The sequence below is a fragment of the Microbacterium sp. Ru50 genome (assembly GCF_002920555.1).
GTDB lineage: Bacteria > Actinomycetota > Actinomycetes > Actinomycetales > Microbacteriaceae > Microbacterium > Microbacterium arborescens.
The window spans coordinates 981253-994127 of sequence record NZ_PQSV01000001.1 but is presented as its reverse complement, the minus strand read 5'-3'; the positions used below and the strand labels follow the sequence as shown (position 1 = coordinate 994127).

The 12875-nt window shown below is 71.6% G+C and carries 8 protein-coding genes and 1 other RNA gene; 5 read left to right on the top strand and 4 right to left on the bottom strand.

Annotated features, from left to right (window positions below):
- Positions 1-14: 14 nt before the first annotated feature.
- Genes C3481_RS04725 through C3481_RS04715 form a run of 3 tightly spaced genes read right to left on the bottom strand, consistent with a single transcriptional unit; the run spans position 15 to position 4609 of the window.
- The gene (locus C3481_RS04725) at positions 15-2297 is read right to left on the bottom strand and encodes a DUF3488 and transglutaminase-like domain-containing protein (RefSeq protein WP_103840976.1); all 2283 of its coding nucleotides are present in this window, start codon (positions 2295-2297) and stop codon (positions 15-17) included.
- Positions 2298-2328: 31 nt separating this feature from the next.
- Positions 2329-3609, bottom strand: a complete 1281-nt coding sequence (locus C3481_RS04720) for a DUF58 domain-containing protein (RefSeq protein WP_103840974.1) — start codon at positions 3607-3609, stop codon at positions 2329-2331.
- 7 nt (positions 3610-3616) lie between these two features.
- Positions 3617-4609 carry a MoxR family ATPase gene (locus C3481_RS04715; protein ID WP_023951861.1) on the bottom strand — a complete coding sequence of 331 codons (993 nt, stop codon included), beginning with the start codon at positions 4607-4609 and terminating at the stop codon, positions 3617-3619.
- A 107-nt stretch (positions 4610-4716) separates the two neighbouring features.
- Here C3481_RS04715 and ffs point away from each other — a divergent pair.
- The 5 genes from ffs (at position 4717) to C3481_RS04690 (ending at position 11650) form a co-directional block, all read left to right on the top strand.
- Positions 4717-4813, top strand: an RNA gene (gene ffs / locus C3481_RS04710) — signal recognition particle sRNA small type.
- A gap of 92 nt (positions 4814-4905) precedes the next feature.
- The gene (gene pta / locus C3481_RS04705) at positions 4906-7023 is read left to right on the top strand and encodes a phosphate acetyltransferase (RefSeq protein WP_064955919.1); all 2118 of its coding nucleotides are present in this window, start codon (positions 4906-4908) and stop codon (positions 7021-7023) included.
- Positions 7020-8249: an acetate/propionate family kinase gene (locus C3481_RS04700; RefSeq protein WP_023951857.1), complete on the top strand. Its 1230-nt coding sequence runs from the start codon at positions 7020-7022 to the stop codon at positions 8247-8249. Before pta ends, C3481_RS04700 begins: the two co-directional genes overlap by 4 nt.
- A gap of 26 nt (positions 8250-8275) precedes the next feature.
- The gene (locus C3481_RS04695) at positions 8276-9004 is read left to right on the top strand and encodes an HAD family phosphatase (protein ID WP_071918374.1); all 729 of its coding nucleotides are present in this window, start codon (positions 8276-8278) and stop codon (positions 9002-9004) included.
- A gap of 66 nt (positions 9005-9070) precedes the next feature.
- Positions 9071-11650 (top strand): glycoside hydrolase family 65 protein, encoded by a 2580-nt coding sequence (locus C3481_RS04690; protein WP_023951853.1) that lies wholly within the window; start codon positions 9071-9073, stop codon positions 11648-11650.
- Between the two features lie 34 nt (positions 11651-11684).
- Here C3481_RS04690 and C3481_RS04685 read toward each other — a convergent pair whose 3' ends face one another.
- Entirely contained in the window at positions 11685-12824 is a 1140-nt protein-coding gene (locus C3481_RS04685; RefSeq protein WP_103840972.1) for an NAD(P)-binding domain-containing protein, read from the bottom strand.
- Between the last annotated feature and the right edge of the window lie 51 nt (positions 12825-12875).

Below are 12875 nucleotides of genomic sequence, written 5' to 3'. Positions count from 1 at the left end.
GGGGCCCGCGGAGATCAGGCGCGAACGAGGAATCGGGGGAGCAGCACGGCGCCGATGCGCCGCGGCGTCGAGACGGATGCGAGCAGCCCTCGGCGGACGGCCAGGGCGTCGGATGCCGCGGCGCGGCCGATCGCGGCGTCGCGGTCGCCGTCGGGAACGTCGTAGCTCGTCCGTTCGACCGCCGCGACGAGCGCGTCGACGCGGTCGACGGGAACCGTCGGCACGGCCGCCAGGCGGATGCCGAGCGCGCGGGGACTCTCGGCGTCGTCGATGCGCACGCCGATGTCGCGGGCGCTCTCGCGGACGATCCGCCACGCCGCGAGCACATCGCCGCGTTCGGCAGCCGTCGTCTGCCACCGCCGCCGCGCGGCACCGAGGAGGGCGGGCAGCAGCACGAGTGCCGCGAAGCCGAGGACGACTCCGCCGTAGGGCAGCGCGAGCGCGAGGGGCGAGGTTTCGGAGCCCGCGCTCGTCCCCGTCGAGGAGGTCGGCGTCGGAGTGGGGCCGCCATCGGGCGCGACCGTCGCCGTCTGCTGCGGCGCGGGCGCGGGGGGCACGTCCTGCCCGCCGTCGTCCGGCAGCGGCTGCGCCGAGCGCGTATAGCTGGCGGGGGTGCCGAGGCTGTTCGTCGGCTCGAACGGCACCCAGCCGATGCCGGCGAAGTACACCTCGGGCCACGCGTGCAGCTGCGAGCTCAGCACCGTCGCGACGCTCTCGCCATCGACGACGCGGCCGGTCAGCGTTCCGGGCAGGTATCCGACGACGATGCGGGACGGCATGTCGAGCGTCCGCGCCATCACCGCGAACGCGGAGGCGAAGTGCACGCAGTAGCCGCTGCGCACCTCGAGGAAGTCCGCGATCGCGTCGACGCCCGATCCGTCGAACCCGTCGGAGACCGGAGCATCGAGCGAGTAGGTGAACTCCGCGCTGCGGAACCAGCGCTGGAGGGCGGCGAGCCGGTCGTAATCGTTCTCGGCCCCCGCGGTGACCTCGCGCGCCGTCCGCTCGATCGCGGCGGGCATGTCGGCGGGCAGCTGGGTGACGGTGTCGGGGAGGCCGTCGATGGTCGTCCCGGCCGCCTGGATCTGCTCGAGGGTCGGACGCACGACATGGGTCGTCGTGACGTACTCCTGTCCCTGCGTGTCGGTGTCCGCGGCGACCACCGTGCGGTTGGAGGGCATCGCCTCCCAGCCGCCGGAGAGGTCGTCCACGCGCACGGCCGGGCCGGGTACCGGCAGCCATGCGGACGAGAGCTGCGTGATGCTGACGGTCGTCTGGTACTCGGTCACCCGCACGTCGGGGTCGGCGACGACCGGACCGAGCGCCTCGGGAGTGAGGGGGGTGGTCTCGTCGCGGTCGGGTTCCCAGACGCGTCCGTCGAAGCTCGAGAGCGTCGCGGCACGCAGGTAGGGCATGCTGGGCGCGTTGGTGCGGGTCGTGAGCACCTCGACGTCGGTGGGGCGCCGCAGATCGTCGCCGAGCTCGAGGCTGGCGTTGATGGTGGTGGCGGGGCCCGTTCCGATTCCGACGCGCGGCGCGGGGCGGGGGAGCTCGGGCACCACGATGACGGTCGCCACGATCGCCGTCACCGCGAGGCCTGCTGCGAGCACGGCACCCGAGCGTGGCAGGCGGCGCCGTGGTTCGGCCTCGCCGCGCTGTCGCGCCTCGGCGGCGCTGGCGGCTGCGGCCGATCGGGCCAGCGCACGCTCGCGCGAGCGGGTCTCGGTCCGGATGAGCAGGAGCACCGCGGCCGCGAAGACGACGAACGCGATCAGGTCGACGGGCGCAGGCACCGACAGTGCGGGAATCAGCCATACCGCGACGAGGGCGATGGCCGCCAGCAGCGGCATCCGTGCCGTGATGACGGTGTGGTCGAGCAGGATCGTGAGAGCTGCGACCGCCGTCACGGCGAGGACCGCGAGCGGGCGGTCCGCGGTGAGGGGCGCGACTCCGTTGACGATCTGCCCGCTCGCGCCGGCGATGAGGGACGGCACCTCGGCGAAGGTTCCGGGGGTCGGGATGACGAGGAGCAGCGCGGTGTCGCCGAAGTGGACGGCGGTGACGAGTGCACCCGCCGTCACCAGCTCGGCGAGGGTGACCACGACGGCGGGCGTGTGCAGCCGCCGCAGTCCGACGCCGACGAGCAGCAGGGCGGCCGCCACGGCGACCGCGACGACGAGCCACGTGCCGGCGGCGACCACGCGCAGCAGCGGGAGGATCGCGGCGACGATCGAGAGGAGGAGGACGGCCGCCAGGGGCGTGTCGCCGGTGAGGCTCAGCTCGGCTCGCGAGGGCATCGTCGGACGATGCCGCCACCGGCGCGACGGATCAGTACGCGGCACGAGCGGTCCCCCGTTCGGTCGCGGCTCGCCAGCTCTCGGTGAGGTCGCCGTCGGGAGTCAGGACGCCGGCCCGCCAGCCGGCGGCGGATGCCCGTGCGAGCGCCTGTTCCGAGGATTCGGCCGCCAGCAGCACGGGAAGCGCGCTGTGCGCCACGAGCGGCGCCAACGCATCGGCGTCGGCCGTCGTCACGCGTGCGGAGACGACGACCACCGGTCCCGCGACGGTGCCTGCGAACAGGCGGGGGAGCGCCGTCAGTCGATCGTCGGAGCCGGCGACGATCGTGGCCAGGTCGAGGGCCAGCTGCTCGACCGCGACGGAATCGCCGGCCGGAACGGGCACGCCCACCGGATGTCCCTCCGAGTCGATGACCGTGACGTCGTAGCCCTCCCGGGCCAGGCGTGCGACGGCCGAGATCGCCGCCGTCACGGCGGCCTCGAACGCCGGGTCTTCGCCGGGTCGCGACGCGGCGGGGGCCCAGCGGGACGCCGCCCGGTCGAGCACGACGGTGGCCTCGGGAGTGGACTCCTGCTCCTCCTGACGCACCATCAGCTCGTCGTGGTGCGCGCTCGCGCGCCAGTTGATCCGCCGCATCGAGTCGCCCGGCGCATAGGCCCGGGGGATGAGGTTGTCGGCGCCCTCGCCCAGCTGGTGCGTCGCGGTGTGGAGGCTGCCACCCGCCTCGCCGGGGTATTCCGTCAGCGGGGGAAGCATCACGGTCGCCGGCGCGACGGTGATCGGCTCAGCCCGGCCCATGCGGACGCTCCGGCGGGTGAACCCGAAGGGATCGGTCACGACGAGGGCGAAGGGGCCGACGTCGCGGATGCCGCGCCGGGTGCCCCGGATGCGGTAGGTCAGCCGGATGCGGTCGAGAGCGGCCGCACCGGTGAGGATGCCGGATGCGTCCCCCTCCACGCCGTTCGGCAACATGTCGGTCCACCGGGCGATCGCGCCGGAGACCCCGCCGCGGGCCGTCGCGTGCACGGTCACGACGCTCTCGCTCCCGACGGCGGCGACGTCGGGGGAGAACGAACGCGACACGTCGCCGTACCTGTGGACGAACCACAGCGACCCCCAGCCCAGTGCGACGGCCGCGATCAGCAGCACGCCGACGTATACGAGCTCCACGACGCCGAAGGCGTGCGCGCAGACGATGGCGGCGACGGCGATCAGCAGCGCGCCGCAACCGCGGGCCGTCAGCGGCCAGGCCCGTCGGAGGGCGGGGCCCAGCCGATGCCGGCGGTGAGCCGGACGGGAAGAACCGGTCATGGCGGACTCAGCGGACCGGCAGCGGCACCGGCACCGTCGCGGCGATGTCGGCCAACGCCGCCTCGACGACTTCGGCACCGCTGCGGCCGCGGGACGCGCCGGTCGTCCGCGCCGGGATGAGGCGGTGGGCGAAGACCGGCTGAAGCAGCGCGACGATGTCGTCCGGGATGACGAAGGGGCGGCCGTCGAGGGCTGCCCACACCTTCGCGGCACGGACGAGCTGCAGAGTGGCGCGGGGACTGGCCCCCAGGCGCAGGTCGCGGTGATCGCGGGTGGCGCGGGCGATCGCGACCGCGTACTCCTCGACGGAGGGCGAGACATGCAGGCTGCGGGCCCAGGCGATGAGATCCTGCACCTCGCGCGCCGTGATGACCGGGGCGAGCGACGACAACGGGTTGACGGTGTCGCGCTCGCGCAGCATCCGAGCCTCGGATCCGGCGTCGGGATAGCCCATCGAGATGCGCATCATGAAGCGGTCGCGCTGCGCCTCCGGCAGGGCGTAGGTGCCTTCCATCTCGAGGGGGTTCTGCGTCGCGACCACCAGGAACGGCGCGGGCAGCGCATGGGTGCGCCCGTCGACCGTCACCTGGCGCTCCTCCATCGCCTCCAGCAGCGCGGACTGCGTCTTGGGGGAGGATCGGTTGATCTCGTCGGCGATGACGATGTGGGCGAAGATCGCCCCCTGCTTGAACTCGAACTCGCGATCGGCCTGATTGAAGACACTCACGCCCGTGACGTCGCCGGGCAGCAGGTCGGGGGTGAACTGGATGCGGCGCACCGTGGCGTCCACCGTCGCGGCGAGCGCACGCGCGAGCATCGTCTTGCCGACGCCGGGCACGTCCTCGATGAGGAGATGCCCCTCGGCCAGGAGGCAGACGAGCGCGGAGCGCACCGCCTCGGGCTTTCCGTCGATGACGCGGGCGATACTCGCCGAGATGGCATCGGTGGTGGCGGCGAACCGGTCGGGACCGAAAGCTGCCTGGGTGCCGTGGTTGGTCATGCGATCCCCTCGTTCTCCGCGTCGCGTGCCCCGCCGCGTCGCGCCCGTCTGGCGAGAGCCTAACCGGCCCCGGTGACGGGAGGACTCAGGTTCCGGGTTAGACTGGTGACAGCTCTCCGCGAGGCGGCATCCAGGCCAACTCCCCCAGGACGGAAACGTAGCAAGGGTAACCGGGCTCTGCCGGGTTCGCGGAGAGTCTTATTTTTCCCCCACCGTCGTGGCCTGCGGCATCCGCCGCCACGACCGTGGCGATATTCACGGCTCGTGGTCAGGCCTCTCCCTCTTAGGCTGAACCCGTGGCTCAGAGCATCTACATCACGTCCGCAGAAGGCCATTCCGCGAAGTCGATCATCGCGCTGGGGGTGCTCGAGGCGTTCAGCCGCGTCGCGCCGCGCGTCGGCGTCTTCCGGCCGATCGCCCGGTCGACGGAGGAACGCGACTACGTCCTCGAGATGCTGCTCGACCACGACGGCGTCGACCTCGCGTACGACGAGTGCATCGGCGTCACCTACGACGACATGCGGCGCGACCCCGACGGGGCGCTCTCTCGCATCGTGGAGCGGTACAAGTCGGTCGAGGCCAAGTGCGACGCCGTCGTCATCATGGGCAGCGACTACACGGATGTCGGTTCCCCCGCCGAGCTGAGCTACAACGGCCGCATCGCGGTGAACCTCGGCGCGCCGGTGCTGCTGGTCCTCGGCGGACGGGCGGGACAGGGCGGCGGCGAGAAGCTCGGGTCCGCCCCCGCGCGCACCCCTGACGAGATGGGGCAGATCGCCTCGCTGGCGGTGTCGGAGCTGCGCGGCGACCGCGCCGAGCTGTTCGCCGTCGTCGCCAACCGTGCGGACGGCGATCGTCTCGACGAGATCATCGACGCCGTGCGCGGCGCGGTGCCGCAGAACGTCCCGGTCTGGGCCGTGCCGGAGGACCGCTTCCTCGTCTCGCCGTCGGTGAGCACCGTCCTGGCCGCGGTCGAGGGCTCGCTCGTCAAGGGCGACGCCGACCTCCTGGGGCGCGAGGTGCTCGGGGTCGTCATCGGCGCGATGTCGATGGTCAACGTGCTCCCGCGGCTCAGCGAGCGCTCGGTCGTGGTCATCCCCTCCGACCGGGCCGAGGTGCTGCTCGCGACCCTGCTCGCGCACGGGTCGGGCACGTTCCCCTCGCTCTCGGCGATCGTCATCAACGGCGGGTTCCCGCTGCCTGAGGCGGTCGACCGGCTGATCGACGGCGTCGGCGAGACGCTCCCGATCATCGCCACCGATCTCGACACCTACGAGACCGCCGCCCGCATCATGGGCACGCGTGGGCGCCTCGCGGCCGATTCGCGCCGGCACTACGAGGCGGCCGCGGCCCTGTTCGAGCGGCACATCGACACCAATGAGCTGACCGAGGCGCTCGGGCTCGCGCGGTCCACCGTCGTGACCCCGCTGATGTTCGCGTACGGCCTGGTCGAGCGGGCGCGCACGGACCGCCGCCGCATCGTCCTGCCCGAAGCCGACGACGACCGCGTGCTGCACGCCGCGTCGATCGTCCTCGCCCGTGGCATCGCCGACATCACGCTGCTGGGCGAGGAGATCGAGGTGCGCTCGCGAGCGCTGGAGCTCGGTCTCGACCTGCGCGGAGCCGAGATCCTCTCGCCCTTCGACGCCGTCCACGTCGACAAGTTCGCCCGCGAATACGAGCGCCTGCGCGCTCACAAGGGGATGACGTACGGCCAGGCGGCCGACACGGTCACCGACGTGTCGTACTTCGGCACGCTCATGGTGCACCTCGGTCTCGCCGACGGCATGGTCTCGGGAGCCGCGCACACGACGGCGCACACGATCCGTCCCGCGTTCGAGATCATCAAGACCAAGCCCGGCGTCTCGGTCGTCTCGAGCGTCTTCCTCATGGCGCTCGCCGACCGCGTCCTCGTCTACGGCGACTGCGCCGTCATCCCCGACCCCACGAGCGAGCAGCTCGCCGACATCGCCGTCTCGTCGGCCGAGACGGCGCGCCAGTTCGGCATCGACCCGCGCGTGGCGATGCTGTCGTACTCGACGGGGGAGTCGGGGTCGGGCGCCGACGTCGACAAGGTGCGCGCGGCCACCGCGCTCGTTCGCGAGCGCGCCCCCGAGCTGCTGGTCGAAGGACCGATCCAGTACGACGCCGCGACCGACGCCGCCGTCGCGGCCAAGAAGATGCCCGGATCCTCCGTGGCGGGCAAGGCGACGGTGTTCGTCTTCCCCGACCTGAACACCGGCAACAACACCTACAAGGCGGTCCAGCGCTCCGCCGGCGCCGTCGCGATCGGTCCCGTTCTGCAGGGTCTGAACAAGCCGATCAACGACCTCTCCCGCGGAGCCCTCGTCGAAGACATCGTCAACACGATCGCCATCACCGCGATCCAGGCCCAGGGAGGGGCATCCGCATGAGCATCGTGCTCGTCATCAACAGCGGCTCGTCGTCGTTCAAGTACCAGCTGATCGACGCCGAGACCGGGCTCCCTCACGCGTCGGGTCTTGTCGAGCGCATCGGGCAGGAGCAGGGCCGGGTCAAGCACACCGTGTTCTTCCCGCCCGCCGCTGGCGGGGAGGCCGCGGTCACCGCCACCGACGCCACCTTCGAGCGCGAGCTTCCGATCGCCGACCACACCGCGGGCTTCCAGCTCATGCTCGACGCGTTCGCCGAGAACGGCCCGTCACTCGAGCAGCACGCGCCCGTCGCCGTCGGCCATCGCGTCGTCCACGGCGGCGCGCGGTTCTTCGAGCCGACGCTCATCACGCCCCTCGTCGAGATCAACATCGACGAGCTCTCGGTGCTCGCGCCCCTCCACAACCCCGGCGCGCTGCAGGGCATCCGTGCGGCCAAGGCCGCCTTCGCCGACCTGCCGCACGTCGCGGTGTTCGACACCGCCTTCCACCAGACGATGCCGCCCGCCGCCTACACCTACGCGATCGACGCGGCGCTCGCCGAGGCGCATCGCGTCCGCCGCTACGGGTTCCACGGCACATCCCACAAGTTCGTCTCGGAGGCGGCCGCGGCTCACCTCGGCCGTCCGCTCGCCGAGCTGCGCCAGATCGTCTTCCACCTGGGCAACGGCGCATCCGTCACGGCGATCGACGGCGGTCGCTCGGTCGACACGTCGATGGGGATGACGCCGCTGGAGGGCCTGGTCATGGGCACGCGGTCGGGCGACATCGACCCGGCCGTCATCTTCCACTTGGCCCGCCGCGCCGAGATGACCATCCCTCAGCTCGACGACCTCTTGAACAAGCGGAGCGGCATGCTGGGCCTTGCGGGGGTCTCCGACATGCGCGACATCGAGGACGGGGTCGAGCGCGGCGACGAGGCGGCCACACTGGCGTTCGAGGTCTACGCGCACCGGCTGCGCGCCTACGCCGGTGCGTACCTCGCGGAGCTGGGCGGCGTCGACGTCATCTCCTTCACCGCCGGCGTGGGGGAGAACTCCCCGCTGGTGCGCGCCGCAGCCCTCGAGACGCTCGGGTTCGCCGGTGTCGAGATCGATCCGGCCAGAAACGAGCAGCGCGGGCGCGGCATCCGCCGGATCTCCACGGATGCCTCCCGGGTCGAGGTGCTCGTCGTCCCGACGAACGAGGAGCTGGAGATCGCGCGGCAGACCATCGCCGTGACGGCGTGACCGCCGGACCTCATTACGCTGGTTCCGTGACCTCGGCTCAGCTTCCCGACCTGACCACCTACGACGGCGTCCTGTTCGACCTCGACGGCGTGCTCACCCCGACCGCCGACGTGCACATGCACGCCTGGCAGGCCATGTTCACCGAGCTGTTCACGGCCTGGGGGATCACGCCGGAGTACACCGCGGACGACTACTTCCGCCATCTCGACGGCAAGAAGCGCTACGACGGCGTCGCGAGCCTGCTGCGTTCGCGCGACGTCGAGGTGCCGTGGGGCGACCCCGGCGACGACCCGTCGGCCGACACGATCTGCGGCATCGGCAACCGCAAGAACGCCGTGTTCGAGCGCGTCCTGCGAGCCGAGGGAATCGCGCCGTACCCCGGATCGCTGGCCCTGGTCGACAAGCTCCAGGCCGCCGGGGTCCCGATCGCCGTGGTGTCCAGCTCGAAGAACGCGCGCGAGGTCCTCGCCGTCGCGGGGCTTCTGGAGAGGTTCCCCGTCGTCATGGACGGCGTCATCGCCGAGGAGCGCCACCTGCCCTCCAAGCCCGCGCCCGACGTCTTCGCGGAGGGCGCGCGCATGCTCGGCGTCGATCCGGCCCGTTCCGTCGCGATCGAGGACGCCCACTCGGGTGTCGAGTCGGCAGTCGCGGCAGGCTACGCTCTCGTGGTCGGCGTCGATCGCGGCGCCGGCGCCGACGCGCTCCGCGCGCTCGGAGCCCACGTCGTCGTCGACGATCTCGACGCGTTCGTCTGACCCAACGTCAACACCCGCCCGCATCGCCCGCCTCCAGCGGCGGGGCCCGTCCTCCGGAAGGCCCTCATGATCGATCGCGATCGCTTCCCCGTCGACCCCTGGCGTCTCGTCGAGAAGAGGTTCTCGGTCGAGGACATCGGCGTGACCGAGACGCTCTTCGCGGTCGGCAACGGCTACCTCGGGCTGCGCGGCAACCACCCCGAGGGACGCTACGCGCACGAGCACGGCACGTTCATCAACGGTTTCCACGAGATCTTCCCGATCCGCCACGCGGAGAAGGCCTTCGGCTTCGCCGAGGTCGGGCAGACGATCATCAACGCGCCCGACGCGAAGGTGATGCGCGTCTACGTCGACGACGAGCCTCTCTCGCTCGACGTCGCCGATATCCGCGATTACGAGCGGGTTCTCGACATGCGCACCGGCGTGCTCACCCGGAAGCTGCTGTGGGTCACCCCGAGCGGCAAGGAGGTGCAGGTCGACTTCGAGCGCCTCGTCTCGTTCGAGCAGAGGCACCTGGCGATCATGCGGCTGACCATCACGGTGCTCAATTCCGACGCCCCGGTCTCGGTGAGCAGCCAGATCGTCAACCGTCAGGACGGCGAGGACGTCTACGGGGGGTCGGCGCCGGGCCGCGCCGCCGCGGGCTTCGATCCGCGCAAGACCGAGAAGATCGAGGAGCGGGTCCTCCAGCCGCAGGAGTACTGGCAGGACGAGGACGGCCGGTCGGTCCTGTCGTACAAGTCCACCAACTCGGGCATGACGGTGTCGGTCGTCGCCGACCACCTCGTCGAGACCGAGAACGAGTACTCGTCTCGCCGGCTCATCGAGCCCGACATCGCCAAGAACGTCTACCGGGTGAACGCCCGGCAGGGCGTCCCCATCACCGTCACCAAGCTCGTGAGCTACCACACGTCGCGAGGCGTGCCGGCGCGCGAGCTCGTCGAGCGGGGCCGCCGCGTGCTCGACCGGGTCCGCGAGGAGGGCGTCGTCGTTCAGTTCGAGCGGCAGGCGGCGTGGTGCGCCGACTTCTGGCGTCGTTCCGACGTGCGCATCGGCGGCCACGAGGACCTGCAGCAGGCGACCCGCTGGTGCCTGTTCCAGCTCGCGCAGGCGGCCGCCCGAGCCGATGGACAGGGCGTGCCCGCCAAGGGTGTCAGCGGGTCGGGATACAGCGGCCACTACTTCTGGGACACCGAGGTCTACGTCCTGCCCTTCCTGGCCTACACGACTCCGCTGTGGGCCCGGAACGCGCTGCGCATGCGCTACCTCATGCTCCCCGCCGCGCGCCGCCGGGCCCGTCAGCTCAACGAGGCCGGCGCCCTATTCCCGTGGCGCACGATCAACGGCGAAGAGGCTTCGGCCTACTACGCCGCCGGCACCGCGCAGTACCACATCAACGCCGACGTCAGCTTCGCCCTCGCGAAGTACGTGCGGGCTACGGGCGACGTGGACTTCCTCTACCGCGAGGCCGTCGACATCGCCGTCGAGACCGCGCGGCTGTGGTCGACGCTCGGGTTCTGGCGCTTCGGCGAGGATGGATCCGCAGAGTCGTTCCACATCCACGGCGTCACCGGACCCGACGAATACACGACGGTCGTCAACGACAACCTCTTCACGAACGTCATGGCGCGGTTCAACCTGCGGTTCGCCGCGCGGACCGTGCGCGACATGGCCGAGGAGGCGCCCGAGGCGTACCGCGCGCTCATCGAGCGTCTGGATCTCGACCCCGCAGAGGCCGACGGGTGGGAGCGGGCTGCCGAGGCACTGCTCATCCCGTTCAGCGAATCGCTGCGCATCCACCCGCAGGATGCGGTGTTCCTCGACCGCGAGGTGTGGGACCTGGAGAACACCCCCGACAGCCAGCGGCCGCTGCTGCTGCACTTCCACCCGCTCGTGATCTACCGCTACCAGGTGCTCAAGCAGGCCGACGTGGTGCTGGCGCTGTTCCTCCAGGGCAACCACTTCACCGACGAGGAGAAGCTGGCCGACTTCGAGTACTACGACCCGCTCACGACCGGCGACTCGACCCTGTCCGGTGTCGTGCAGTCGATTCTCGCGGCCGAAGTCGGATACCAGGACCTCGCGCTGGAGTACTTCCTCGAGTCGATCTACGTCGATCTCGGCGACCTCCACAGCAACGCCTCGGACGGCGTGCACGTCGCCTCCGCCGGTGGCGTGTGGACCGCTCTCGTGTCCGGATTCGGCGGCATGCGCGACCACTACGGAGCCCTGAGCTTCGACCCGCGCCTGCCGCGCGACTGGCCCTCGCTGGAGTACACCCTGCACTGGCAGGGCACGCGCCTGGACATCACGCTGACCGCCGACGCGATGACCGTCGCCGCAGGGCCGGGCGACCCGGTGGACTTCTCGGTGCGCGGTCGAGAGTTCCGGGTCGCGGGCGGCGACACCGTCCGCATCCCGCTCGCCGGTCAGGGACCGCTCCTGTCGGGCCGCCCGTCGCTGCGCCAGCTCGCTCAGTCGCGACGCGAGGACGGTTCGCTGCTGTCGGCCTCGATCCCGGACGCGACGGTGACGACGTCGATTCCGACGGTGACGACGGACGTTCCGATCATCACCGGTGAGGTTCCCGTCGTCGAGGACTACGCGCAGACCTTCGCCGATCAGCAGGTGGGCTCCGACTCCTGACGACGTCGGAGTCGGAGGGCCCTGGCCGGCCGGCTCAGGGAACCGCCGCCGCGGCGGGTTCGGGATCTGGCGCAGCGGTCGCCGCGAGCTCGGACATGATCGCCCGCACGGCGTCGCGGCCCGCGCGGTTGGCGCCGACCGTCGACTGCGACGGCCCATAGCCGATGAGGAACAGCCGCGGTTCGTCGATCGCGCGCCCGTTCGCGACCCGGATGCCGCCCGCAGCGGTCCGCAGGCCCAGCGGGGTCAGGTGCGGGATGTCGGCGCGGAAGCCGGTCGCCCACAGGATCGCATCGGCGGGCTCGAGCCGGCCGTCCGGCATGCGCACGCCGGTCGGCTCGATCCGCTCGAACATCGGATGCCGCACGAGCACGCCGCGCTGCTGAGCCGACTCCGCCCAGCGGTTCCAGTGCAGGCCGGTGACCGAGATGACGCTGCCGGGCGGGAGCCCCTGCCGCACGCGCTCCTCGACCCCGGCGATGGCCGCGATGCGCGCGGCGGTGTCGAAACCGCCGGCATCCCACCGCAGCTCGTCGCGCGTCACCCAGAAGGTGTCGGCGACGCGGGAGATCTCGTCGAGCAGCTGGATGGCCGAGATGCCGGCGCCGACGATGACGACCCGCTGGCCCGCGAACTCGTGGGCCGAGACGTAGTCGTGCACGTGGAGCTGACGCCCCGCGAAGGTCTCGGCTCCCGGGTAGTGCGGCCAGAACGGGCGGCGCCAGGTCCCCGTGGCGTTGACGACCCAGCGGGCCGACCACGAGCCGGTGCCGGTGACCACGCGCAGCCGGCCGCGCGGATCGGCGTCCTCGCGTTCGACGCGCCGCACCTCCACGGGGCGATGCACCCCGAGGCCGAAGCGTCGCTCGTAGTCGTCGAAGTATGCGGGCAGCACGGTGCGGGCCGGAGCTGCCGGGTCGGCCGGCGGCACCGCGAAACCGGGCAGCTCGTGGATGCCGTTGACGGTCTGCATGCGCAGCGATTCCCAGCGATGCTGCCAGGCGCCGCCAGGGGCGTCCTCGGCGTCGAGGACGACGAAGGATCGCACCGACGCGTCGGAGGGGGTCTCGCCGGGGGAGAGAGGGACGAACCCGCGCCGCCGCAGATGGTAGGCGGCGGAGAGCCCCGCTTGCCCCGCGCCGATGACGACGACATCGACGCGCGCTGCTCCCATGCCCCGTGCAACCGCGCGCTGGCGCGCGCTGTTCCCGACGTGGGGAGGCCG

Coding starts and splice junctions, on each gene's coding strand:
- C3481_RS04720 (WP_103840974.1), bottom strand. CDS start 3,609: ATGACCGGTTCTTCCCGTCCGGCTCACCGCCGGCATCGGCTGGGCCCC.
- C3481_RS04700 (WP_023951857.1), top strand. CDS start 7,020: ATGAGCATCGTGCTCGTCATCAACAGCGGCTCGTCGTCGTTCAAGTAC.
- C3481_RS04685 (WP_103840972.1), bottom strand. CDS start 12,824: ATGGGAGCAGCGCGCGTCGATGTCGTCGTCATCGGCGCGGGGCAAGCG.
- C3481_RS04690 (WP_023951853.1), top strand. CDS start 9,071: ATGATCGATCGCGATCGCTTCCCCGTCGACCCCTGGCGTCTCGTCGAG.
- C3481_RS04725 (WP_103840976.1), bottom strand. CDS start 2,297: ATGCCCTCGCGAGCCGAGCTGAGCCTCACCGGCGACACGCCCCTGGCG.
- C3481_RS04715 (WP_023951861.1), bottom strand. CDS start 4,609: ATGACCAACCACGGCACCCAGGCAGCTTTCGGTCCCGACCGGTTCGCC.